This is a genomic window from Hydrogenophaga sp. NFH-34, from assembly GCF_021401345.1.
Classification (GTDB): Bacteria; Pseudomonadota; Gammaproteobacteria; order Burkholderiales; family Burkholderiaceae_C; genus Hydrogenophaga; species Hydrogenophaga electricum.
Genome location: NZ_JACBGE010000004.1, coordinates 175,996 through 200,131 on the forward strand (window position 1 = coordinate 175,996; position 24,136 = coordinate 200,131).

Here is a 24,136-nt window from a genome sequence, read left to right on the forward strand (position 1 = left end):
CGACCCCGCCATGTCCTCACTGACCGTCTACGGCACCACGCTCGACAGCCGCTTCCTGCTGGGCAGCGCGGGCTACCCGTCGCCCCGGGTGCTGCGCGATGCCATCGCCGCGTCGAACACCCAGGTCGTCACCGTCGGCCTCAAGCGCACCCTGGCCGCCGCCGGCGACAACGGTTTCGTGCGCCAGATCGTGGACAGCGGCGTGCACCTGCTGCCCAACACCGCCGGCTGCCGCACCGCGCACGAAGCCATCACCCTGGCGCACATGGCGCGCGAGCTGTATGGCACGCGCTGGGTGAAGCTGGAAGTGGTGGGCGACGAACACACGCTGCAACCCGACCCCTGGGGCACGGTGGAGGCCGCCGCGCAACTGGTGAAGGACGGTTTTGCCGTGTTCCCCTACTGCACCGACGACCTGGTCACCTGCCAGCGCCTGCTCGACGCCGGCTGCCAAGTGCTGATGCCCTGGGGCGCGCCCATCGGCTCGGGCCAGGGCCTGATCAACCCGTTCGCGCTGCGCACCCTGCGTGCGCGCCTGCCCGGCGTGCCGCTGGTGGTCGACGCCGGCATCGGTGCGCCCAGCCACGCGGCCCTGGCCATGGAACTGGGCTTCGACGCCGTGCTGCTCAATTCCGCCGTCAGCCAGGCGGTGGACCCGGTGCGCATGGCGCGCGCCTTCGGCCTGGCCATCGAAGCCGGCCGCGCCGCCTTCGAAGCCGGCGTGATGGCCCCGCAGGACATGGCGGTCGCCTCCACGCCGGTGAGCGGCCACCCGTTCCTGATCCCATGAACGCCCCACCCGTCATCTGGAGCGTCGCCGGCACCGACAGCGGCGGCGGCGCCGGCCTGGCCGCCGACCAGCGCGCGGCCGACGCTTTCGGCCTGCACCTGGGCACGGTGGTCGCGGCCATCACCGCCCAGAGCACCACCGAGGTCTCACTCATCGCGGCCACGGCACCCGCCGTGCTGCAGGCGCAACTGGACACGCTGGCGCGCGACATGCCGCCGCGCGTGATCAAGACCGGCCTGCTCGGCAGCGCCGACAACGTGCGCGTGCTGGCTGCCTTCGTCGACCGCCTGCGCGCGCAACAGGCCGTCGCGCTGGTGGTCGACCCGGTGCTGCGCGCCAGCACCGGCGCGGCGCTGGCCGACGCCGAACTGCGCGCCGCCTACCGCGAATGGCTGCTGCCGCGCACCACGGTGATCACCCCCAACCAGGCCGAAGCCGCGGCCCTACTGGGCGATGCCTGCCCACCCGACGTGCCGGCGCAGGCCCGCGCCCTGCGCGCGCTGGGCGCGGCGGCGGTGGTCATCACCGGTGGCGATGCCAGCGCCCGCCACCCCGACCTCTCGCTCGACTGGCTGGACACGCCCCACGCCCAGGGCTGGCTGGCCCTGCCGCGCGAGCGCACCGTGCACCACCACGGCACCGGCTGCACCTTCGCCACCGCGCTGGCAGCAGCCCTTGCGCTGGGCTGGGTCGCGGCCGATGCGGCGGTGCTGGCCAAGATGGCGACCACCCACGCCCTGCGCCATGCGCGCGCCGTGGGTCAGGGCGCGGGGCCGGTCATCGCGCGCCCCGGCTTCGCCACCGACCCCGGCCTGCTGCCGCAGCTCTCGCTCGATGCGATGCCGCCGTCCGCCTGGGCCACGCGACCGCGCGGCCGCGCGCCGGGCGTCTACGCCATCGTGGACAGCGCCGAGCGTGTGGAAGCCGTGCTGCGCGCCAGACCCACGGTGGACACGATCCAGCTGCGCATGAAGCGCCCGGCCGAGCCGGCGGACGACGCAGCCTGGGCGGCCGCGCTGACCGAGGCCATCGGCCGCAGCCAGCGGGCCGCCGATGCGGCGGGCGTGATGCTGGTGGTCAACGACCACTGGCAGGTGGCGCTGAAGGCCGGCGCGCGCGCGCTGCACCTCGGGCAGGAAGACCTGCTGGCGCTGTCGGCCGACGAGCGCGCCACCCTGCAGGCCGCCCGCGATGGCGGCGTGGCCCTGGGCCTGAGTTCGCACAGCCTCTGGGAGCTGTGCCGTGCTGCGGCCCTGGCTCCCGACCTGATCGCCTGTGGCCCGGTATGGCCCACCACCACCAAGGACATGCCCTGGCAGCCCCAGGGTCTGGACAACCTCGCCTGGTGGGCGCACATGGCGCCCGCGCCGGTGGTGGGCATTGGCGGCGTGCTGGCACCGGCGCAACTGCATGCCGTGGCCAGCGCCGGTGCGTCGGGCGGCTGCGTGGTGCGCGGCCTGGGCGCCGATCCGGCGCTGACCCTGCCGGCCTGGCGCGAAGCCTGGGCCAGCGGGCGGGCCGATGCCGCCCGTCTGCCGGTGCCCGAACTGCCCCACGCCTCATTGCCCACAGGCCTTTGTCCGGCAGGCGATAAGGGGTAACCCGGGTCTCTGGTAAGGTCGACTGTTTCGCCACCGCCGGGCGACCGGGGCGCACGACGCCCCGGGGCACCGGCATTGTTCATCCTCAGGAGAAAAACCATGGATCGTCGATCCCTCATCAAGCACGCCGGCGTGGCCGGTGTGCTGTCTGCCGGCGTGGCCCCGGCGGTGCACGCGCAAGCCGCGGTGCGCTGGCGCATGGCCTCGAGCTTCCCCAAGACCCTGCCGACCATCTACGGTTCGGCCGAAAAATTTGCCGAAACCGTCAAGGCCATTTCGGGCGGCAAGTTCGAGGTCTCGGTGCACGCTGCGGGTGAACTGGTGCCGGCTTTCGGCGTGGTCGACGCGCTGCAGGACAACACCATCGAGATGGCGCAGACCGCGCCCTACTACTTCACCGGCAAGGACGCCATCTTCGCCTTCGGCTGCGCCGTGCCCTTCGGCCTGACCGCGCGCCACATGGACGCCTGGATGGAACATGGCAACGGCCGCAAGCTGCTGGACGCCTTCTACGCCAAGTACAACATCGTCTCCATGAGCGCGGGCAACACCGGCACCCAGATGGGCGGCTGGTACCGCAAGGAGATCAAGACCGTGGCCGACCTCAAGGGCCTGAAGATGCGCCTGGGCGGCGGCCTGTTCGGCGAAGCCATGGCCAAGCTGGGCGTGGTGGCCCAGAACATGCCCGCCGGCGAGGTCTACCAGGCGCTGGAAAAAGGCACGCTGGACGCGACCGAATTCGTCGGCCCCTTCGACGACGAAAAGCTCGGCTTCAGCCGCGTGGCGCCCTACTACTACTACCCGGGCTGGTGGGAAGGCGGCGCCGAGCTGGAGTTCTTCATCAACAAGAAGGCGTTCGACGCCCTGTCGGCCGAGAACAAGGCCATCGTGCATGCCGCCGGTGCCGTGGCCGCGCGCGACATGACCGCCAAGTACGACGCCCAGAACCCCGGCGCGCTCAAGCGCCTGGTGGCCGGCGGCACCAAGCTCAAGCCGTTCTCGAAGGAGTTGATGGACGCCGGCTTCAAGGCCTCCATGCAGGTGTTTGCCGAGCACGAAGCCAAGTCGCCCGAGTTCAAGAAGATCCACGAGGACATGCGCGCCTTCCAGCGCGACCAGATCCTCTGGAGCAAGTTCTCCGAGTGGCGCTACGACAGCTACATCGCCAACGCCAAGGTCTGAGCCTGCCTCAGCCCCTGACATCAAGCGCCCTTCTGGGCGCTTTTTTTATGCCCGCCCCGAAGGGCCGCCAGCGCGCGGGAAATCAGACCGGCGCGTAAGCCCCGGTGCCGTCCGGCCAGCGGGTCAGCACCTCGTGCCCCTCGGGCGTGACCGCCACCATGTGTTCCCACTGGGCGGAGAGGGAGCGGTCGCGCGTCACCACCGTCCAGCCGTCGCCCAGTTCGCGCACGTCGCGCTTGCCGGCGTTGAGCATGGGTTCGATGGTGAAGACCATGCCCGGCTCCAGCCGCAGCCCTTCGCCGCGTTGCCCATAGTGCAGCACGTCCGGCTTCTCGTGGTAGGTGCGGCCGATGCCGTGCCCGCAGTATTCGCGCACCACGCTGAAATGCGCCCGGTGCGCCACCGACTGGATGGCGTGGCCGATGTCGCCCAGCGTCGCCCCCGGCCGCACTTCGCGCAGGCCGGCGCACAGCGCCTCGTAGGTCGTCTCCACCAGCCGCCGCGCCAGCGGGCTGGGCTCGCCGACGAAGTACATGCGGCTGGTGTCGCCGTGCCAGCCGTCGCGGATGACGGCCACGTCGATGTTGACGATGTCGCCCTTCTTCAGGATCTTGTCGGGCGAGGGGATGCCGTGGCAGACCACGTGGTTGACCGAGGTGAGGATGGTCTTGGGGTAGCCGTGGTAACCCAGGTTGGCCGGGATGGCGCCCTGGACCTTCACGATGTGCGCGTGGCAGAGGCGGTCGAGCGTTTCCGTGCTGACGCCGGGCACGACGTGCGGCGCGATCATGGCGAGCACCTCGGCGGCCAGCCGCCCGGCCTCCCGCGCCTGCGCGATGTCGTCGGCCGATTTGAGGGTGATGCCGGGGGCCGCCATCAGCGGGCCTCCGCCGGTGCCACCACGGGTGGGGTGGTGTCTACCGGGCTGGCGACCACCCCGGCGATGTCCAGCCCCCCGGCCAGTTCGGCCCGCACCAGCCATTGGCAGATGGCCTGATGGCTCAGCTCCGGATGCATTTCGGCCAGCATGCCGACGCGCATCCAGTGTTCGGCCTGGGCGTTGATGGAGCGGCTCAGGGCGTTGCCCGCGACCCGCAGGTTCTCGTGCATCAGGTCCGAGATTTTGACGATACCCATGGGGTTAACCATATACAAAACATATTCGTATCATATATGTTTTGCATAACCACCACCCGGGGCGCCCGACGCCCCGGGAGCGCCCGGCCCTGGCCGCTCAGGAACGGGCCTGCTGCGGCACCGCCATGTGTGCCACCTGCTGGTCGAGGATCAGCTCCGGTTCGTCGGCCTCTTCGGGCGCCGGGTTGTCCAGGCCGTGCTGCAGCTGGGCCATGTCGAGATCACCCGTCCACTTGGCCACCACCAGCGTCGCCACACCGTTGCCAACCAGGTTGGTCAGGGCGCGCGCCTCGCTCATGAAACGGTCGATGCCCAGGATCAGCGCCAGCCCCGCCACCGGCACGTGGCCCACGGCCGACAGCGTGGCCGCCAGCACGATGAAGCCGCTGCCGGTCACGCCGGCGGCGCCCTTGGACGTGAGCAGCAACACCGCCAGCAGCGTGATCTGCTGCACCAGCGTCATGGGCGTGTCGGTCGCCTGCGCGATGAACACCGCCGCCATGGTCAGGTAGATGGAGGTGCCGTCGAGGTTGAACGAATAGCCGGTGGGAATGACCAGGCCGACCACCGATTTTTTCGCCCCCAGGTTTTCCATCTTCTCCATCATGCGCGGCAACACCGATTCGCTGGACGAGGTGCCCAGCACGATCAGCAGCTCTTCCTTGATGTAGCGCACGAACTTGAAGATCGAGAACCCGTGCGCGCGGGCGATGAGGCCCAGCACCACGAAGATGAACAGCAGGCAGGTCAGGTAGAAGGTGCCCATCAGCTTGCCCAGCGAGAACAGCGAGCCGATGCCGTACTTGCCGATGGTGAAGGCCATGGCGCCAAAGGCCCCGATGGGCGCGACCTTCATGATGATGCCGACGATGTCGAACAGCACGTGCGAGAACTTCTCGATGAAGTCGAACACCATGGTGCCGCGGCCGCCGAACTTGTGCAGCGCGAAGCCGAACAGCACCGAGAACAGCAGCACCTGCAGGATCTCGCCCTTGGCGAAGGCGTCCACCACCGAGGTGGGAATCACGTGCAGCAGGAAGTCGACCGTGCCCTGCATCTGGCCGGGCTGGGTGTAGGCCGCGATGCCCTTGGTGTCCAGCGTGGCCGCATCCACGTGCATGCCGGCACCGGGCTGCACCAGGTTGACGATCAGCAGGCCGATCACCAGCGCGATGGTGGAAACCACCTCGAAATACAGCAGCGCCATGCCCCCGGTCTTGCCGACCTTCTTCATGTCTTCCATGCCGGCGATGCCCACCACCACGGTGCAGAAGATGATGGGCGCGATGATCATCTTGATCAGCTTGATGAAGCCGTCACCCAGCGGTTTCATCTGCGTGCCCAGGTCGGGCTGGAAGTGACCCAGCAGCACGCCGATGGTGACGGCGACCAGAACCTGGACGTAGAGGGACTTGTAGAGCGGCTTGCGCTCGGGTTTCGAGGACATGGTGCAGTCTCCGGGCCGGGGCCTGTTGTCGATCTGGATGGCCGGCGTCCGCGGAGCAGACGGGGCCGCAACCGTCCCTTTTCGGGACAGGCGGGACGATACGCACCGCCCCCGGCCGCGCCAACTGTGGCGTTCAACAGTCGTGAAACTACGTATGTCGCGCGGGTGTCAGCGCTCAGGCGGCGTCGCCGATGGCGCCGTGCACCGCGTCCAGCAGTTCCGGCCCGACGCCGCGCCGGAACTGTTCGACCACCGGCTGCACCGCCTGGCGCAGCGCGTCGCGGTTGGTGGCGCCGAGCATATGTACCTGCACCCCGGGCTGGGTGCGCAGGGAGGCCAGGGCGGCCTGGTCGAGCCCGGCCGCCAGGCGGTTGCCGTGCTGCAGCGCCTCGTCGAGCGCCTGGCGCACCAGCGCGCGGTCGGCGCGGCCCAGGTGTTCCCACCAGCGCGGATGGGTCACCACGGCATACCCCAGGTAACCGTGCTGCGTGAGCGTCACGTGCGGCTGCAGCGGCGCCAGTTGCTGGGTGAGGTAATTGGACAGCGGGTTTTCCGCCGCATCCACCACCCCGGTGGCCAGGGCGCGCTGGGTTTCGCCGAAGGGCAGCACCACGGGCCGCGCACCCAGGGCCCGCATCTGGGCGCCCAATACCTGCGAGGCCTGGACCCGCACCCGCAGCCCGGCGAAGTCGGCCGGCCGGCGCAGCGGGCGGTGCGCGCTCATCTGCTTGAAGCCGTTGTCCAGAAAGCCCAGGCCCACCATCTGCTGGCGCCCCAGGCGCTCCAGCAGCTCGCGGCCCACACGCCCTTGCGTCACCCGCCGCACCTGGGCCAGGTCGCGGAACAGAAAGGGCAGATCGAAGACCTCGAACTCGGGCACGCCGGCCATGCCGAACTTGGACAGCGAGGGCGCCAGCATCTCCACCGCGCCCAGGCGCAGCGCCTCCATCTCGTCGTCGTCGCCCCAGAGCTGCGAATCGGGGTAGATCTCGACCCGGATGCGCCCGCCCGAGCGCTCGTGCAGCAGCGCCTGCAATCGCAGGGCCATCTGCCCCTTGGGCGTGTCGGGCGCCACCACGTGCGAAAACCGCAGCAGCAGCGGGGCCTGCCGGGCCATGGCGACGCCGCACGCGGCGGCCACCGCGCCACCCACCAGCACGGCACGGCGCCGCACCCGCCCGGCGGGAGCGGGCACGTTCGGCGGCATGCGGTGCGGGACAGGCATGGCCGCTATGCTAGGGCCGAACACACATGGCCACCGAACCCCGCCTCGACTTCGACACGCTGGACCTGGACACCCACCGGGCCGCTGCGCTCACGCGCCGCGCGCTCGCGGGCCTGGTCGCCCTGCTGCTGCTGGTGGCCGTGTCGGCGGTGCTGCTGGTGGTGTTCCTGCGCCAGGAAGAGGCCCGCGAAGCCGACCGCCGCCGCACGGCCGATGCGGAATGGCTCGACCAGACCCTGCGCTTCCATTTCCGCCGTCTGGAAAACGACCTGGGCGCGCTGGCCCAGCGCCCCGCATCGGGCGCTCCCACCGCCCCCGCACAACCCGCAGGCCTCTGGTGGCAGCAACCGGGCCTGGTGGTGTTCCATGGCTGGGTACCGGCCGGCGACGGCCGTGCGGCCGAGGCCGGCAACTGGCCCGCCGGCCTGCAGGCCCTGGCCAGGGGCGGCGAGAGCGCAAACGCGCTGGCCCTGCTGCTCGACACCACCCGCGGGCTGCAACGCACCGCGCACGCCGGTCCGCTGCCCGGCCCCGACGGCCAGCCGCTGCTGTGGCTGGCCGTGCCGCAGTTCGAGCAGGGTCGCTTCACCGGCGACTACGTGGCCGCCGTCTCGGTCGACCAGGTGCTGGCGCGCCTGATTCCCGACTGGTTCCTGCAGGACCACCGCCTGAGCAGCGCCGGCGACGATGGCGCCGCCGCCCTGGCCGCCGCCGGTCCGCGCGTGCGCTTTCTCGCGCCGATCAACCTGCCCGGTGCCCAGTGGCGCCTGCAGGTGGACCTGCTGGGCCGGCAGGCGCCGCTGGCCCCGCGCCTGTTCTTCGTGGTCGCCCTGATCTGCCTGGTGGGCATGCTGCTGGCGCTGTGGCGCCTGTGGCGCGACACCCTGCGGCGCCAGCGGGCCGAAGCCCGGCTGCAGACCCAGCTGGCGCTGCGCACGGCCATGGAACGCTCGGTCACGCTGGGCCTGCGCGCCTGGGACACCGCAGGCCGCCTGCTCTACGCCAACCCGGCCTTCAGCCGCCTGGTCGGCTGGCCCGCACCGGTGCTGACCGACCCGGCCCGCCCGCCCGACCAGCCCCCGCCCTACTGGCCGCCCGAACAGGGTGACGAATTCCAGCGCATGCGCCACGGCGCCACCGAGCCCGAACTGCAGCAGGCCGGCCAGGCGCTGCAACTGCTGCACCACGAAGGCCACCGCATCGACGTGCTCACGCACAGTGCCCCGCTGGTGCTGGCCGACGGCACCGTGGTCGGCTGGGTCGGCTCGGTGCTCGACCTCACCGAACGCCGCCGCGTCGAACGCCTGGCCGCGCGCCAGCAGGAGCTGCTCGAAGCCTCGGCACGCCTAGTGGCCGTGGGCGAAGTGGCCTCCACCCTCGCGCACGAGTTGAACCAGCCGCTGGGCGCGCTCAGCAGCTTCGCCACCGGCCTGCTCAACCGCATGCGCGAGCGCCGCATCGGCTACGACGACATCGTGCCCGTGGTCGAACGCATCGAACGCATGGCCGAAAAGGCCGGCCATGTGATCCACCGGGTGAACGCCTTCGCGCGCCGCCAGGAAATGCGCCGCCAGCCCCTGACGCTGGCGCCGTTTGTCGAGCGCGTGGCCCTGGGCACGACCCTGCCCGAAGGCGTGCAGCTCGACCTGCGCCTGCCGATCGGTGAAGGGCCGGTGGTGCCGGCCGACGCGCTGCTGCTGGAAAACGCGCTGCACAACCTGGTGCTCAACGCCGGCGAATGGGCCCGCCAGGGACCGCGCCCGCCCGGCCGCGTGCAGGTGGCGATCATCCCCGGCGACAGCGTGGCCCCCGGCGGCCAGGTCGGCATCTGCGTGGCCGACAGCGGCCCCGGCGTGCCGGCCGAGCAGCGCGCCCGGATCTTCGACGCCTTCGCCAGCGGCAAGCCCGGCGGCATGGGCATGGGCCTGGCCATCTGCCGCTCCATCGTGGAAGCGCACCACGGCCGGATCGAGGTGAGCGACAGCCCCACCCTGCAGGGCGCACAATTCACCCTGTGGTTGCCCCTGAATCCCTGAACCCTCCCGTCCACGTGGTCGACGACGACCCGGACTTTCGCGAAGGCCTGGTCTGGCTGCTGGAATCGCGCGGCCTGCCCACACGCAGCTGGGCCGGTGGCGACGCCTTCCTCCAGGCCCTGCACAGCGGCACCCAGACGCGCGAATGCGCCGTGGTGCTGCTGGACATCCGCATGGAGCCGCTGTCGGGCCTGGCCACCTTCGAGCAGCTCAAGGCCCTGGCCTGGCCCTGGCCGGTGCTCTTTCTCACCGGCCACGGCGATGTCGGCATGGCCGTGGCGGCGGTGAAAAACGGCGCCTGGGATTTCCTGGAAAAACCATTCCAGAACAACCTGCTGGTCGACAAGGTGGAAGCCGCGCGGCTGGCCGCCGTGGAGCTGGTGCAGCACGAACAGGAACGGCTGCGGATGCAGCAGGCCCTGGCGGCCCTGAGCGCGCGCGAGCGCGAGGTGCTGCGCGAGGTGCTGCAGGGGCACTACAACAAGAACATCGCCGACCACCTGGGCATCGCCCAGCGCACGGTGGAATTCCACCGTGCCAACATCTTCGAGAAGCTGCAGGTGGGGTCGGCGGTGGACCTGGCGCACCGGCTCGGCCGGCTGGGCCTGGAGTGAAGCCCCTTCTGCACCACCGCGCGCCTGGACAAAATCCCCCGCGCCGGACGCAGCCCCCCGGATCACCGAAATGAGCGCCTCCGACACGGATTTGCCCCCGCTGCTGCCCACCCCGCCCGGCCTGTACCGCCATTACAAGGGCGGCTGGTACGAGGTGCTCGACACCGTGCGCTGCAGCGAAACCCTGCAGGGCATGACGCTGTACCGCGCGCTCTATGGCGGCTTCGGGCTCTGGGTGCGGCCGGCCGCCATGTTCGGTGAAAGCGGCGTCTTCGAAGGCCGCGCCCAGCCCCGTTTCGTGCGCCGCGACCCGGCCGGTCTGCTGCTGGCCGACCTGCCCACCGCCCGCGCCGTGGTGGCCCACCTGCGTGCCCAGGCCCACCAGCGCGGCCTGGATCTGGACACCGCGCTGCGCCGGCCACCGCCCGAGCCCACCACCTGCTGCGGCCGCGGCTGCAACGGTTGCGTGTGGGAAGGCTTCTACACCGCCATCCACCACTGGCGCGACGACGCCTGCGCCCTGCTGACCGCGCACGGCGACCGGGCGGACCATGCGGCCGCCGCGGACATAGCGGCACACCCGCTCAGAACAGATCGGCCTGCCCCCGCAGCGCCGCCGGCCGGAAGCGGCTCAGGTCCAGCGGTTCGCTATCGCGGTTGAGGCCCAGGCGCGCGCAGGCCTTGGCGAAGCGCTGGCGCAGCAGGTCGGCCCACACGCCCTGCCCCTTCATGCGCGTGGCGAAATCGGCGTCGTAGTCCTTGCCGCCGCGCAGGTCGTGCATGCGCGCCATCACGCGCGCGGCACGGTCCGGGTAATGCAGCGCCAGCCAGTCGCGGAACATCGGCGCCAGTTCCCAGGGCAGGCGCAGCACCTGGTAGAAGGCCGCGCGCGCACCGGCATCGGCCGCGGCTTCGAGCACCTGCTCCATGTCGTCGTTGAGGAAGGGAATCTGTGGCGAGACGCTCACCCCCACCGGCACCCCGGCGTCGGCCAGCGTGCGGATGGTGCGCAGGCGCCGGTGCGGTGCGGCGGCACGCGGCTCCAGCCGGCGGGCCAGCGCCGCATCGAGCGTGGTGATGGTGACGTACACCGCCGCCAGCCGCTGCTGCCCCATCGGGGCAAGCAGGTCCAGATCGCGCTCGACCCCGCTGCCCTTGGTCACCATGGCCAGCGGATGGCTGGCCGCGTGCAGGACCGACAGCGCGGCGCGGGTCAGCCGCAGTTCGCGCTCCACCGGCTGGTAGGCATCGGTCACGGTGCCCACGGCCAGGCGTTCGGGCACGTAGCGGGGTGCCAGCAATTCGTCGCGCAGGCGTTCCGCCAGCCCGTGTTTGGCAATGATGCGCGTTTCAAAATCCAGCCCCGGCGACAGGTTCAGGTAGCTGTGACTGGGGCGCGCGTAGCAGTAGATGCAACCGTGCTCGCAGCCGCGGTAGGGGTTGAGGCCGTAGGTGAAGCCGATGTCGGGCGACTCGTTGCGGGCGATGGCGCTGCGGGCAGTTTCCCAGGTCACCTGCGTGGCCGGCGGCGGCACTTCGGCGAAGGCGGCGCCCTCACCGTCCGCGCCGCCCCAGCCGTCGTCAAACGCATTCCGGGCCTCGCGCTCGAACCGGTGCGGCTGGTGCCAAGCCAGGCCCCGGCCCTTGATCGCCTGCGGTGGAATGCGGTATTCGGCCATAAATACTGTTTAAAAAAACAGTATAAACAGCTTTGGCCATCCGGAACAAAGCCCCCACGGGGGCCATGGTGCCGGCCCCTGCGTTCAACCCGCAAAGCCCCCGGCGCGCAGGAACGCGGCTTCTGCTTCGGTGGTCTCCCGCCCCAGCAGCGGGTTGCGGTGCGGAAAGCGGCCGAAGCGCCGCACGATGTCGCGGTGGCCTTCGGCATGGCGGCGGGCTTCGGACCCAAGCCGCTGGTTGAGTTCCACCGACAGGTCCTGGTCGGCCAGGTCTTCGGAATGCGCAAACGGCAGGCAGAAGAACAGTTGCAGCGCCGGTTCAACCCCGTCCATGGCGCCCACCGCCTGCGCCTGGCGCGCCCAGTGGCGGGCCCGCGCATCGGTGGCGTACATGCGCGCCGTGCCGCGGAAGGCGTTGCGCGGAAACTGGTCCAGCAGGATCAGCAGCGCCAGCAGGCCGGTCGGTGTGACGGCCCAGCCATCCCGCTCGCCGCGCGCGGCGGCCTCGTGCAGCGCCAGGAAGCGCTCGCGGAAGTCGCGGTCGAAGGCCGGGTCGTGGCGGAACCACTGGCCCTCTTCACCGGCGTCGCGCCAGTAGTCCACCACGCGTTGGGCCTCGTCGGGCACGGGCATTTCCGTCATGTCAGTGGGCCGCCTGAGCGGCATCCGCAGGCGCGGCCTTGTCCGTCATGTTGCGCAGCACCAGGGCCCGACCGGCAAACAGGCCGCCGGCCAGTTCCAGGTCGAAGCGGCCCGCGTCGCGGCGGCGCACCTCGGCCATGACCTCGTCGGCCTCTTCGGCGCTGGCGCCGGTGGCGATCACCGCCTCGCGCCCCAGCAGCATGGCCGACTCGAAGGTCTCGCGCACGAAGAAATCGGCGCCTGCCTTGGCCAGCTCGATCGCGTGCTCGCGGTCGAAGGCGCGCACCAGCACGCGGGCCTGCGGGCAGGCTTCCTTGGCGATCTCGGCAATCAGCGTGGCGGCGGCCCGGTCGTTGATGCACACCAGCACCGCGCTGGCCGCATGCGCCCCGGCCGCGTGCAGCACGTCGGGCCGGCTGCCGTCGCCGTAATAGACCTTGAAACCGTAGGACTGCGCGTCGCGGATGACCTGGGTGTCGTTGTCGATGATGGTCAGCGAGGCCCCGCGCGCCAGCACACCCTGGCTCGCGATCTGGCCGACGCGGCCGAAGCCGACGATGAGCACGCTGGCCGTGTGCTCGCCCACCGCTTCCACGCCGTCCATCGACACCGCGGTCTGGCGGGCAAAACGTTTGTGCAGCAGCACGGTCAGCGGCGTGAGCGCCATCGACAGCACCACGATGGCCGTCATGTTGGCGTTGACCACCGGATCGATCACCCGGGCCGCCAGCGCCGCCGCGAACAGCACGAAGGCGAATTCGCCACCCTGGGCCATCAGCACCGCGCGGTCCAGCGCGTCGGTGTGCGAGCTCCTGGCCAGCCGCGCCACGCCATAGATGCACAGCGCCTTGACAGCCATCAGCGCCAGCACGCCCGAAACGATGAGCGGCCCGTTGCGCGCCACCACCGCGAGGTCGAGCGACATGCCCACGCCCAGGAAAAACAGGCCCAGCAGCAGGCCGCGGAAGGGTTCGATGTCGGCCTCCAGCTGGTGGCGGAAGGTCGACTCCGACAGCAGCACCCCGGCCAGGAAGGCGCCCATGGCCATGGACAGCCCACCCAACTGCATCAACAGCGCCGCCCCCAGCACCACCAGCAGCGCGGCGGCGGTCATGACCTCGCGCGCCTTGGCATTGGCCAGCGCACGGAACAGGGGGTTGAGCAGCCACAGGCCGGCGGCCACCAGCACGCCGATGGCGGCCAGGGCCATGCCCACCGCCGTCCAGCGCGCCCCGGCCGAGGCCGCCACCTCGCCCACGGCGGGTGGCGCCATGAAGGCCACCAGCGCCAGCAGCGGCACGATCAGCAGATCCTCGAACAGCAGGATGGCGACGATCTTCTGCCCGCGCGGCGCGGCCAAGTCGCCACGCTCGCCCAGCAACTGCATCACGATGGCGGTGGACGTGAGCACGAAGCCCATGGCGCTGATGAAGGACACCGGCCACGAAAAGCCGAACGCCACCCCCACCAGCGTGAGCAGCGCACCGCACACCACCACCTGCAGGCTGCCCAGCCCGAAAATCGAGCGGCGCAGGTTCCACAGGTGCGAAGGCCGCATCTCCAGCCCGATCACGAACAGGAACATCACCACCCCGAGCTCGGCGGTGTGCAGGATGCTCTGCGGATCGGTGAACAGACCAGCCCCGAACGGGCCGATGGCCAGGCCCGCGGCCAGGTAACCCAGCACCGAGCCCAGGCCCAGGCGCTTGAACAGCGGCACGGCCACGACGGCCGCGCCCAGCAGACTCACCACCTGGATCAGGCTGCCCGAACCGGCTTCCGCTGCCATGACTTCAGGCACGCGAGAGTTGCCACGCCACCACAGCGGCCACCACGGCCGGCACGGCAAACACCAGCAGCAGGATCGGCGCCTCCTGGCGCACGGTGTAGCCCGCGTGGGTGACGCCGACCCACATATTGGTCAGCGCGACCAGCAGCCAGACCGGCACAAACACCTTGGCGGCCAGCGCCATGCCCGCGGCGCTGGCGCCCCAGAGCCAGCCGAACAGCACGAACACCACCAGCAGCAGAACGCCGGCCCCCATCACCATGGCCATGTGCATGACGCATCTCCTCGTGAACAAAACAGCATCGGTGCGCCAGTGTGACGCAAATGGCATGCCGGCGCACCCGGCACTGCGGCCATGCCACCAGCACCCTCACTTGGTGGTGTAGCCACCGTTGATGAGGATGGTCTGGCCGGTGATCCACCAGCCATCGCTGACCAGGTGCCGGATGAAGGGCACCACGTCCTCGATATCGGTCAGCCCGGTCTGGCTGAAGGGCGAGAGCGCGGCGGCGGTCCGGTGGTAGGCGACCGCGTCGACCCCTTCCTGGCCGTAGAAGAACGGGGTGTCCATCGGGCCCGGCCCCACGGCCGTGACCGAAATGCCGCGCGCGCCGAATTCCTTGGCCGCGGCCCGCGTGAAGTGCTCCACCGGCGCCTTGGTGCCCGCGTAGGAAGCGTAAAACGGTGTGAACGCCCCCAGCAACGAACTGACCAGCGTGACGATCTTGCCGTGGTCCTGGACGTGGCGCCCCGCCTCCTTGAGGAAGAAAAACGCCGCTTTGGCGTTGATGTCGCTCATGGCGTCGTACTCGGCCTCGCTGATCTCCAGGATCGGCTTCTTGAGCACCTTGCCCACGGTGTTGATGGCGATGTGGGGCCGGCCCACCGCTTCCAGCGTGTCGGCAAAGAGCTTTTCCACCGCCGCGGCGCTGGTCAGATCCCCCTGGAGCGCTACCGCCACAGCGCCGGCCTGCCGCAGGGCGGCCACCGTCTGTTCGGCATCGGCCCGGCTGGCGGCGCTGTTGTAGTGGATGGCAACGGCCTGGGCGCCGTGCTGCACCAGATCGCGGGCGATCAGCCCGCCCAGGTTCTTGGCGCCACCGGCGATGAGGGCGACCTTGCCCTGGATGCTGTGCAATGAAGACATGCAAAAACTCCTGAAACGAAGAACTCAGAGGGTTTGCAGCTTATTGATGGTTAAAAATAAAATAAATCAGCCATTCAATAAATTACCTTTCAAAAAATTCAAACAATAGGCATGGACCGCATCGACCACCTCGGCATCTTCGTGCGCATCGCGGACTGCGGCAGCTTCACCCAGGCCGCCGAACAGCTGAACCTGCCGCGCGCCACCCTGTCGGTGGCGCTGCAGCAGTTGGAAACCCGGCTCGGTGCGCGCCTGCTGCACCGCACGACCCGGCGCGTCAGCCTCACCCAGGATGGCCAGGCCCTGCTGGAGAGGGCCCGCACGCTGATCGCCGACATGGCCGAGCTGGAACGCCAGTTCCGCCCTTCGGCCGGTTCGCTGAGCGGCCGCCTGCGGGTCGATCTGCCCAGCCGCATTGCCCGGCGACTGGTCGCGCCCGCCCTGCCGGCCTTTCTGGCCGAACATCCCGCGCTGCAGCTCGACCTGGGGTCGAGCGACCGGACCATCGACCTGGTGCAGGAAGGCGTGGACTGCGCGCTGCGCATCGGCACGCTGGCGCCCAGCAGCCTGGTCGCGCGCCCGCTGGGACAGCTGGCCCTGATCAACTGCGCCAGCCCCGACTACCTGGCCCGGCACGGCACGCCCGCTCAGCCGCAAGATCTCGACCACCACTGGGCCGTGGACTATGTGCCGCCGGCCAGCAACCGCCCCGCTCCGTGGGAATGGCTGGCGCAGGGCAAGACCAGCACCCGGAAAGTGCCCAGCCGGGTGAGCGCCAACAACGCCGAAACCTACATCGCCTGCGCGCTGGCCGGGCTGGGCCTGATCCAGATTCCGGCCTACGACGTGGCACACCTGATCGCGGACGGCCGGCTGGTGGCGGTGATGCCCGACGCCCAGCCGGCCCCCATGCCGGTGCACCTGGTCTACCCGCACCGGCGCCACCTCTCGCGCCGGCTGCAGACCTTCGTGCACTGGATGGAGGCCCTGCTTCACCCCCATCTTTTGTCGCCTATGTGACAAGCCAGAAATCCGGCCCTTCTGAGCAGCGAAAATTAGGGTTTTCCCTTAGATCACCCGCCCCGGGCCCGCACCGGCCTGCCGGACGGGGTCTGAGCCGCCCTGCCCACGATCCGGAGACCCGCTTGAAGCATTCCCTTTCCCGCATCCAGCACCCAGGCCTGCAAGCCAAACTCATGTCGGCCGACGAGGCGGCGGCCCTGATCCGCCATGGCGACAACGTCGGCATGAGCGGCTTCACCGGCGCCGGCTATCCCAAGGTGGTGCCGGCCGCGCTGGCGCGCCACATCGAACGGCAGAACGCCGCCGGCGGCGACCCGTTCCGCATCGGCGTCTGGACCGGTGCCTCGACCGCGCCCGAGCTGGACGGCGCGCTGGCCAAGGTGGGCGGCATCGAGATGCGCCTGCCCTACCAGTCCGACCCGACCTGCCGCCAGCGCATCAACGCCGGCGAGATGGAATACATCGACATCCACCTTTCGCACGTGGCGCAGTTCGTCTGGTTCGGCTTCCTGGGCAAGCTCAACGTGGCGGTGGTGGAAGTGGCCGGCATCCTGCCGGACGGCCGCCTCGTGCCCACCTCGTCGATCGGCAACAACAAGACCTGGCTGGACCAGGCCGACCGCGTGATCCTGGAGGTCAACCACTGGCATCCGACCGCGCTGGAGGGCATGCACGACGTCTATTACGGCACCGCACTGCCGCCGCACCGCAAGCCCATTCCGCTGCTGCACCCCGGCGACCGCATCGGCGAAGCCTATCTGCACGTGGACCCGTCCAAGGTGGTCGCGGTGGTGGAAACCAACGCTTCCGACCGCGTCACGCCGTTCTCGCCGCCCGACGCCGTGTCGCAGCGCATCGCCGAGCACATCATTCACTTCCTGGGCCACGAGGTGAAGCAGGGCCGCCTGCCCCCTGAACTGCTGCCCCTGCAGTCGGGCGTGGGCAACACCGCCAACGCGGTGATGGCCGGGCTCAACAACGGCCCCTACACCGGCCTGACCGCCTACACCGAGGTGCTGCAGGACGGCATGCTGGAGATGCTCAAGTCCGGCAAGATGGCCATGGCCTCGGCCACGGCGCTCTCACTCAGCCCGGACGGCATCAAGGAATTCATGGACAACCTGGATTTCTACCGCCAGCGCATCGTGCTGCGCCCGCAGGAGATCAGCAACCACCCCGAGGTGATCCGCCGGCTGGGCATCATCGCCATGAACGGCATGATCGAGGCCGACATCTACGGCCACGTGAATTCCACCCACCTGATGGGCACGCGCATCATGAACGGCATCGGCGGCTCGGGCGACTTCGCACGCAACGCCTACCTCTCCATCTTCATGACCGGCTCGGTGGCCAAGGGCGGCAAGATCTCCTGCATCGTGCCCATGGCCAGCCACGTGGACCACACCGAACACGACGTGCAGGTCATCGTCACCGAACAGGGTCTGGCCGACCTGCGCGGCCTGGCACCCCGCCAGCGCGCCCGCCTGATCATCGAGCGCTGCGCCCACCCGGACTACCGCGACGCGCTCACCGACTACCTCGAACGCGCCGAAGCCGTGGCCCGCAGCGGTTTCGGCGGGCTGCACACGCCCCACGTGCTGCCCGAAGCGCTGGCCTGGCACGAGCGCTACGAGCGCGCGGGCGACATGCGCGCCGGCTGACCCCCTTCACCGCGGCGCCGGGATCAACGCGCTGGCCGCCGCAGAAGGCCCGTTCGGGAAATTTCGGTTTTCCCGAACGGTTCTTCCCGTCCAGATGGCTGGAAACGTCCTCTAAACTCAGCCACATGTCCCTGTTCCTGTTGCTCCTGCTGCCTTTTGTCGGCAGCGCGGTCGCCGCGCTGCTGCCCACAAACGCCCGCAACCTGGAGTCGCTGTGGTCGGGAGCCGTGGCATTGGGAGTGGCATTGCCACTGGCGCTGCTGTATCCCGAGGTGTCGGCCGCTGGCGTGATCAGTGAGCGCCTGACCTGGCTGCCCAGCCTGGGCCTGGACCTGGTCGTGCGCATCGACGGCTTTGCCTGGATGTTCGCCATGCTGGTCAGCGGCATGGGCCTGCTGGTGATCATCTACGCGCGCTACTACCTGTCGCCCGAAGACCCGGCCGCGCGTTTCTATTCGCTGCTGCTCGGGTTCATGGGCGCCATGCTCGGCGTGGTGCTCTCGGGCAACCTGGTGCAGTTGGTGGTGTTCTGGGAACTCACCAGCGTCTTCTCGTTCCTGCTCATCGGTTACTGGACCCACCGCAAGGAAGCCCGGCGCGGTGCGCGCATGGCCTTCACCGTCACCGCCACCGGCGGCCTGTGCCTGCTGGCCGGCGTGCTGCTGCTGGGCCACATCGTCGGCAGCCTGGAGCTCGACCAGGTGCTGGCCGCCGGCGCGCAGATCCGCGCCCATGCGCTGTACCCGGTGGCGCTGGCGCTGATCCTGCTGGGTGCGCTGACCAAGAGTGCGCAGTTCCCCTTCCATTTCTGGCTGCCGCACGCCATGGCAGCGCCCACGCCCGTGTCGGCCTACCTGCACTCGGCCACCATGGTCAAGGCCGGTGTGTTTCTGCTGGCGCGCCTGTGGCCCGCGCTGGCCGGCTCCGACATGTGGTTCTGGATCGTCGGCGGCGCCGGCCTGACCACCCTGCTGCTCGGCGCCTACGCGGCCATGTTCCAGAACGACCTCAAGGGCCTGCTGGCGTATTCGACCATCAGCCACCTGGGTCTGATCACCCTGCTGCTGGGCATGAACAGCCCGCTGGCCGCGGTGGCCGCCGTCTTCCACATGATGAATCACGCGACCTTCAAGGCCTCGCTGTTCATGTCGGTGGGCATCATCGACCACGAAACCGGCACGCGCGACATGCGCCGGCTCGACGGCCTGTTCAAGTCGATGCCGATCACCGGCACGCTGGCCATCGTGGCCTGCGCGGCGATGGCCGGCGTGCCGCTGCTCAACGGCTTCCTCTCCAAGGAAATGTTCTTCGCCGAGACCGTGTTCGTGCACGCCAGTCCGGCCATCGAATACGGCCTGCCGGCCCTGGCCACGCTGGCCGGCATCTTCGCCGTGGTCTATTCGCTGCGATTCGGGCACGACGTGTTCTTCGGCGCGCCGCCCGACTGCCCCCGCGTGCCGCACGAGCCCACGCACTGGATGCGCGTGCCGGTCGAACTGCTGGTGCTGGCCTGCATCGTGGTCGGCACCTTGCCGGCCTGGTCCATCGGCCCGCTGCTGGCCACGGCCGCGCAGCCGGTGGTGGGCGGCCCGCTGCCCGAATACAGCCTGGCGGTCTGGCACGGCTTCAACACCCCGCTGGTGATGAGCCTGGTGGCCACGGCCGGTGGCCTGGTGGCCTACTTGCTCTTTGCCAAGCGCTTCAAGTCCCGGCGTGCCCGCTGGGCGCCCGGCCTGCGCTGGTTCAACGGCAAACACCTGTTCGAGATCACGCTGGCACTGATCACCGACGGCGCCCGCCGCCTGCTGCGCCGCACGGGCACCCGCCGGCTGCAGCCACAACTCGCGGCCATGGTGGTCATCGCGCTGCTCGCCGGGGTCGGCTCGGCCCTGATCGTGCCCCTCACCTGGGGCGACCGCGCCCGGGTGCCGGCGACGCCGGAGTTCGTGGCGCTGTGGGTGATCGCCGGGGCCTGTGCCATCGGCGCGGCCGTGCAGGCCAAGTTCCACCGGCTCGCGGCCCTGATCATGCTCAGCGTGGTCGGGCTGGCGCTGTGCATCACCTTCGCCTGGTTCTCCGCGCCCGACCTGGCCCTCACCCAGCTCTCGGTCGAGGTCGTGACCATGGTGCTGTTCCTGCTGGGCCTGCGCTGGATGCCCAAGCGCATCGAGCGGGACGAGCTGCCGTTCACCTCCCTCATCTGGTGGCGCCGCCGGCGCGACCTGCTGATCGCGGTGCTGGTCGGCATGGGCCTGGCCGCGCTGTCCTACGCGCTGCTCACGCGCACCGCCCCGCTGTCGATCTCGCCCTACTTCATCGAAAACGCGCTGCCGCTCGGTGGCGGCACCAACATCGTCAACGTGATGCTGGTCGACTTCCGGGCCTTCGACACGCTGGGCGAGATCACCGTGCTGGGCATTGTGGGCATCACGGTCTACGCCCTGCTGCGACGCTTCCGCCCGCCCGTCGAGGTCATCGACCAGCCGGCCCAGCAGCGGGCCGCCCCCGAAAACACCGAAAGCGATCTGCTGACCCGCACCGAGGGCGAGGGTGACACCCCTCAGCGCTACCTCGAAGTGCCCGCAGTGCTGGTGCGCCTGCTGCTGCCGGTGGCCGGCGTGTTTGCCTTCCACCTGTTCATGCGCGGCCACAACGAGCCGGGCGGCGGCTTTGTCGCCGGCCTGGTGGTGGCCATCGCCTTCATCGCCCAGTACATGGTCAGCGGCACGCGCTGGGTGGAAGAACGCATGCGCCTGCTGCCGCCCCGCTGGATCGCCTTCGGCTTGCTGCTCGCGCTGGCCACCGGCCTGGGCCCGCTGTTCCTGGGCTACCCGTTCCTGACCACGCACACCGCGCACGCGCACTGGCCGCTGGTGGGCGACGTGCACCTGCCCAGCGCGTTCTTCTTCGACTTGGGCGTGTTCGCCGTGGTGGTGGGCTCGACCCTGCTGCTGCTCACCGCCATTGCCCACCAGTCGCTGCGTGCGCGCCGCCGCCAGGCCGTCGCAGCCGGTGACACCGAGGAGACCCTCTGATGGAACTGATCGTCTCCCTCGCCATCGGCGTCATGGCCGGCGCCGGCATCTGGCTGGTGCTGCGGCCGCGGACCTTCCAGGTGCTGATCGGGCTGTCGCTGCTGTCCTACGCCGTCAACCTGTTCATCTTCAGCGTCGGCAGCCTGTCGATCGATGAAGAGCCCATCGTGCGCGCGGGCCAGGTGGCCAACCTGACCAACTACACCGACCCGTTGCCGCAGTCGCTGGTGCTCACGGCCATCGTGATCGGTTTCGCCACCACCGCCCTGTTCCTGGTCGTGCTGCTGGCCCTGCGGGGCCTGTCCGGCGGCGACCACGTGGACGGCCAGGAGGAGCGCCGCTGATGAACCTGACCCACCACCTCATCGTCGCCCCTGTGCTGCTGCCGCTGGCCACGGCAGCCCTGATGCTCATGTTCGGCGAAGGCCGGCGCGGGCTCAAGGCCGTGGTCAACACCCTGTCCACGACCACCGGCCTGTGCATCGCCATCGCGCTGCTGCTGCGCGTGCAGGCTGGCGGCCCCGAGGCCTTCGGCATCTACCTGCCCGGCAACTGGCCTGTGCCCTACGGCATCGTGCTGGTGGCCGACCGGCTCTCGGCCCTGATGGCCGTGCTGGCCGGTGCGGTCGGGCTGGCCGGGCTGCTCTATGCGCTGGCCCGCTGGCAGCACGCCGGCGTGTACTTCCATGTGCTGTTCCAGCTGCAGCTCATGGGCCTGTACGGCGCCTTCCTGACCGCCGACCTGTTCAACCTGTTCGTGTTCTTCGAAGTGCTGCTGGCCGCCAGCTACGGCCTGCTGCTGCACGGCGGGGGCGCAGCCCGTGTCAAGACCGGTCTGCACTACATCGCCATCAACCTGATGGCCTCGCTGCTGTTCCTCATCGGGGTGGCCGTGCTCTACGGCGTGACCGGCACGCTGAACATGGCCGACATGGCGCAGAAACTCAGCCTGGTGCCGGCCAGCGACCGCGGCCTGCTGCACGCCGGGGCGGCCATCCTGGCCATCGCCTTCCTGGCCAAGGCGGCGCTGTGGCCGCTGAATTTCTGGCTGCCGCCGGCCTATGCCGCCGCCAGCACACCGGCGGCGGCCGTGTTCGCGATCCTGACCAAGGTGGGCTTCTACGCCATCCTGCGCCTGTGGACGCTGTGCTTCCCCGAAAGCGCCGGCGACTCGGCCGGCTTCGGCGGCGAAGCGCTGATCTGGGGCGGCCTGGCCACGCTGACCTTCGGTGCCGTGGGCATGCTGGCGTCGCAGCAACTGGCGCGCCTGGCCGGCTACAGCGTGATCGCCTCTTCGGGCACGCTGATCGCCGCCATCGGCTTCGACACCCCGCTGCTCAGTGGCGGTGCCCTGTTCTACCTGGCCAGCTCCACGCTGGCGGGCTGTGCTTTGTTCCTGCTGGTCGAACTGCTTGAACGCGCCCGCGAGGTCGAGGCCGACCCGCCGGAAATGGACGACGGCAACTACGCCCTGCCCGCCTTCTTCGACGCCGAGCCGCCGGCCGGCACCAACCTCGACGACGACGAGGAAGCCCTGATCGGGCGCGCCATTCCCGCCGCGCTGGCCTTCCTGGGCGTGGCCTTCATCATCTGCACCATGGTGATTGCGGGCCTGCCGCCGCTGTCGGGCTTCGTCGGCAAGCTCGCCATGCTGGGTACGCTGATCGACATCGGCACCGCCCCCGCCTGGACCCTGTTCGCCCTGCTGATCGTCGCCGGCCTGTTTGCCGTCACCGCGCTGATGCGCGTGGGCATCCGCCACTTCTGGACCACGCAGGACCGCCCGGCGCCGCGCCTGCGGGTGGTCGAGACCCTGCCGATCGCCGGCCTGCTGCTGGCCCTGATTGCCATGGTCTGGCAGGCCGACGCGGTGCTGCGCTACACCCGCGCCACGGCGGAATCCCTGCACACCCCCACGCAGTACATCGACGCCGTGATGGGCACCTGGCCCGTGCCCAACCCGGTGGCCGCCTCCGGAGCCGCCCCATGAAGCGCCTGATCCCTTCGCCCTGGCTGTCCCTGGGCCTGTTTGCCGGCTGGCTGCTGCTGGTGCGCAGCACCAGCCCGGGCCAGATCCTGCTGGGCCTGCTGGTGGCCGTGGCCATGCCGCTGCTGATGGGCCCGCTGCGCCCGACACCCGGCCCGCTGCGCCGCTGGGGCGTGCTGATCGCGCTGATCCTGCGCGTCGGCCGCGACGTGGTGCGCTCGGCCATCGACGTCGCCGCGGGCGTGGTGCGTGCCCGCCGGCAACCGCCGCGCGGCCACTTCGTCACGGTGCCGCTGGAGCTGCGCGACGTGCACGCGCTGGCCGCCCTGGCCATGATTTCGGCCGTGATCCCCGGCACCGTGTGGTCGGAGCTGTCCGCCGACCGCAGCGCCCTGCTGATCCACGTGTTCGATCTGGCCGACGAGGCCCGGTTCATCGCGCACTTCAAGGCCGACTACGAGCACCCGCTCAAGGAGATCTTCGAATGAGCCCCCTGCTCTCCTGGGCCGTCACGGCCACCTTGCTGCTCTATGTGCTGTCCATGGGCATCGGGCTGCTGCGCATGCTGCGCGGCCCGAGCGCGCAGGACCGCGTGCTGGCGCTCGACTTCCTCTACGTGGTGGGCATGCTCATCATGCTGGTGCTCGCCATCCGCTACGACAGCGCCATGTACTTCGAAGGCGCGCTGCTGATGGTGCTGTTCGGCTTCGTCGGCTCGGTGGCGCTGGCCAAATTCCTGCTGCGCGGGGAGGTGATCGAATGAGCCTGCCGCCGATCCCCGAAATCATCGTCGCGCTGCTGCTGCTGTGCAGCGGCATCGTGGTCCTGATCGCCGCGCTGGGCCTGTGGCGCCTGCCCGACTTCTTCTCGCGCATGCACGCGCCGGCGCTGGCCTCCACACTGGCCGCCTGGCTGGTCACCTTTGGCTCCATCCTGCACTTCAGCACGCGCGGTGCCGGGCTCGCGCTGCACGTGTGGCTGATCATCATCGTGCTGTCGATCACGGCCCCCGTCACCACCATCGTGCTGGCCCGCGCCGCCCTGTTCCGCCGCCGGCGTGCCGGGGACGATCTGCCGCCGCCGCTGTCGACCACGGCCGAGCCCCCCGCGCGCTGACGCCCCCGGGCCGCGCATCAACCCT

The 24,136-nt window shown here is 69.9% G+C and carries 23 protein-coding genes and 1 pseudogene; 15 read left to right on the forward strand and 9 right to left on the reverse strand.

All coding sequences use genetic code 11. The features are described 5' to 3' along the window. Positions 1–10: 10 nt before the first annotated feature. The 3 genes from L0977_RS05555 (at position 11) to L0977_RS05565 (ending at position 3,573) form a co-directional block, all read left to right on the forward strand. Positions 11–790 (forward strand): thiazole synthase, encoded by a 780-nt coding sequence (locus tag L0977_RS05555; protein WP_234263829.1) that lies wholly within the window; start codon positions 11–13, stop codon positions 788–790. Continuing rightward, positions 787–2,391: a PfkB family carbohydrate kinase gene (locus L0977_RS05560; protein WP_234263830.1), complete on the forward strand. Its 1,605-nt coding sequence runs from the start codon at positions 787–789 to the stop codon at positions 2,389–2,391. Before L0977_RS05555 ends, L0977_RS05560 begins: the two co-directional genes overlap by 4 nt. Positions 2,392–2,490: 99 nt before the next feature. Beyond that, positions 2,491–3,573, forward strand: a complete 1,083-nt coding sequence (locus L0977_RS05565) for a TRAP transporter substrate-binding protein (RefSeq protein WP_234263831.1) — start codon at positions 2,491–2,493, stop codon at positions 3,571–3,573. An 82-nt stretch (positions 3,574–3,655) separates the two neighbouring features. Here the strand turns inward: L0977_RS05565 and map are convergent, their stop codons facing one another. From map to L0977_RS05585, 4 genes are all read right to left on the reverse strand, one after another. After that, the gene (map, locus tag L0977_RS05570) at positions 3,656–4,450 is read right to left on the reverse strand and encodes a type I methionyl aminopeptidase (RefSeq protein ID WP_234263832.1); all 795 of its coding nucleotides are present in this window, start codon (positions 4,448–4,450) and stop codon (positions 3,656–3,658) included. Continuing rightward, positions 4,450–4,710 carry a ParD-like family protein gene (locus tag L0977_RS05575; RefSeq protein ID WP_234263833.1) on the reverse strand — a complete coding sequence of 87 codons (261 nt, stop codon included), beginning with the start codon at positions 4,708–4,710 and terminating at the stop codon, positions 4,450–4,452. Before L0977_RS05575 ends, map begins: the two co-directional genes overlap by 1 nt. A 97-nt stretch (positions 4,711–4,807) precedes the next feature. Beyond that, complete coding sequence (locus tag L0977_RS05580; protein WP_234263834.1) at positions 4,808–6,157, reverse strand: dicarboxylate/amino acid:cation symporter; 1,350 nt, start codon at positions 6,155–6,157, stop codon at positions 4,808–4,810. Positions 6,158–6,332: 175 nt separating this feature from the next. After that, positions 6,333–7,382, reverse strand: coding sequence for a DctP family TRAP transporter solute-binding subunit (locus tag L0977_RS05585; protein ID WP_234263835.1), 1,050 nt, complete (start codon positions 7,380–7,382; stop codon positions 6,333–6,335). Positions 7,383–7,408: 26 nt separating this feature from the next. Here L0977_RS05585 and L0977_RS05590 point away from each other — a divergent pair, with 26 nt between their 5' ends. From L0977_RS05590 to L0977_RS25540, 4 genes and pseudogenes are all read left to right on the forward strand, one after another. Further along, positions 7,409–9,418: a sensor histidine kinase gene (locus tag L0977_RS05590; RefSeq protein WP_234263836.1), complete on the forward strand. Its 2,010-nt coding sequence runs from the start codon at positions 7,409–7,411 to the stop codon at positions 9,416–9,418. After that, positions 9,397–10,032 carry a response regulator transcription factor gene (locus L0977_RS05595; RefSeq protein ID WP_234263838.1) on the forward strand — a complete coding sequence of 212 codons (636 nt, stop codon included), beginning with the start codon at positions 9,397–9,399 and terminating at the stop codon, positions 10,030–10,032. The genes L0977_RS05590 and L0977_RS05595 overlap by 22 nt, the downstream gene beginning before the upstream one ends. Before the next feature lie 70 nt (positions 10,033–10,102). Then, positions 10,103–10,336 (forward strand): annotated as a pseudogene (locus L0977_RS05600) (DUF1653 domain-containing protein); the annotation flags it as partial. Between the two features lie 51 nt (positions 10,337–10,387). Beyond that, positions 10,388–10,693, forward strand: a complete 306-nt coding sequence (locus tag L0977_RS25540) for an oxidoreductase-like domain-containing protein (protein WP_326491052.1) — start codon at positions 10,388–10,390, stop codon at positions 10,691–10,693. Here L0977_RS25540 and L0977_RS05610 read toward each other — a convergent pair. From L0977_RS05610 to L0977_RS05630, 5 genes are all read right to left on the reverse strand, one after another. Continuing rightward, on the reverse strand, positions 10,617–11,711 hold the full coding sequence (locus L0977_RS05610) for a PA0069 family radical SAM protein (protein ID WP_234263840.1): 1,095 nt from the start codon (positions 11,709–11,711) through the stop codon (positions 10,617–10,619). The genes L0977_RS25540 and L0977_RS05610 overlap by 77 nt on opposite strands. 84 nt (positions 11,712–11,795) lie before the next feature. Then, a complete protein-coding gene (locus L0977_RS05615) occupies positions 11,796–12,353 on the reverse strand; it encodes a DUF924 family protein (protein WP_234263841.1) in 558 nt (185 codons plus the stop codon). A 1-nt stretch (position 12,354) separates the two neighbouring features. After that, complete coding sequence (locus tag L0977_RS05620) at positions 12,355–14,142, reverse strand: monovalent cation:proton antiporter-2 (CPA2) family protein (protein WP_234263843.1); 1,788 nt, start codon at positions 14,140–14,142, stop codon at positions 12,355–12,357. Between the two features lie 4 nt (positions 14,143–14,146). Continuing rightward, the gene (locus tag L0977_RS05625) at positions 14,147–14,416 is read right to left on the reverse strand and encodes a hypothetical protein (RefSeq protein ID WP_234263844.1); all 270 of its coding nucleotides are present in this window, start codon (positions 14,414–14,416) and stop codon (positions 14,147–14,149) included. A 96-nt stretch (positions 14,417–14,512) separates the two neighbouring features. Then, complete coding sequence (locus L0977_RS05630) at positions 14,513–15,289, reverse strand: SDR family oxidoreductase (protein WP_234263846.1); 777 nt, start codon at positions 15,287–15,289, stop codon at positions 14,513–14,515. 111 nt (positions 15,290–15,400) lie between these two features. Here L0977_RS05630 and L0977_RS05635 point away from each other — a divergent pair, with 111 nt between their 5' ends. The 8 genes from L0977_RS05635 to mnhG all read left to right on the forward strand — a co-directional run bounded on the left by L0977_RS05635 (position 15,401) and on the right by mnhG (position 24,111). Beyond that, positions 15,401–16,309, forward strand: a complete 909-nt coding sequence (locus L0977_RS05635; RefSeq protein ID WP_234263848.1) for a LysR family transcriptional regulator — start codon at positions 15,401–15,403, stop codon at positions 16,307–16,309. A 125-nt stretch (positions 16,310–16,434) separates the two neighbouring features. After that, entirely contained in the window at positions 16,435–17,973 is a 1,539-nt protein-coding gene (locus L0977_RS05640) for an acetyl-CoA hydrolase/transferase family protein (protein ID WP_267966342.1), read from the forward strand. A 125-nt stretch (positions 17,974–18,098) separates the two neighbouring features. After that, the gene (locus L0977_RS05645) at positions 18,099–21,008 is read left to right on the forward strand and encodes a monovalent cation/H+ antiporter subunit A (RefSeq protein ID WP_234263849.1); all 2,910 of its coding nucleotides are present in this window, start codon (positions 18,099–18,101) and stop codon (positions 21,006–21,008) included. Further along, positions 21,008–21,352 (forward strand): Na+/H+ antiporter subunit C, encoded by a 345-nt coding sequence (locus L0977_RS05650; RefSeq protein WP_234263850.1) that lies wholly within the window; start codon positions 21,008–21,010, stop codon positions 21,350–21,352. The genes L0977_RS05645 and L0977_RS05650 overlap by 1 nt, the downstream gene beginning before the upstream one ends. Then, entirely contained in the window at positions 21,352–22,998 is a 1,647-nt protein-coding gene (locus L0977_RS05655) for a monovalent cation/H+ antiporter subunit D (RefSeq protein WP_234263851.1), read from the forward strand. Before L0977_RS05650 ends, L0977_RS05655 begins: the two co-directional genes overlap by 1 nt. Next, positions 22,995–23,483 carry a Na+/H+ antiporter subunit E gene (locus L0977_RS05660; RefSeq protein WP_234263853.1) on the forward strand — a complete coding sequence of 163 codons (489 nt, stop codon included), beginning with the start codon at positions 22,995–22,997 and terminating at the stop codon, positions 23,481–23,483. Before L0977_RS05655 ends, L0977_RS05660 begins: the two co-directional genes overlap by 4 nt. Continuing rightward, positions 23,480–23,758 (forward strand): K+/H+ antiporter subunit F, encoded by a 279-nt coding sequence (locus L0977_RS05665; RefSeq protein ID WP_234263854.1) that lies wholly within the window; start codon positions 23,480–23,482, stop codon positions 23,756–23,758. The genes L0977_RS05660 and L0977_RS05665 overlap by 4 nt, the downstream gene beginning before the upstream one ends. Next, positions 23,755–24,111 carry a monovalent cation/H(+) antiporter subunit G gene (gene mnhG / locus L0977_RS05670; RefSeq protein ID WP_234263855.1) on the forward strand — a complete coding sequence of 119 codons (357 nt, stop codon included), beginning with the start codon at positions 23,755–23,757 and terminating at the stop codon, positions 24,109–24,111. The genes L0977_RS05665 and mnhG overlap by 4 nt, the downstream gene beginning before the upstream one ends. Positions 24,112–24,136 lie beyond the last annotated feature (25 nt).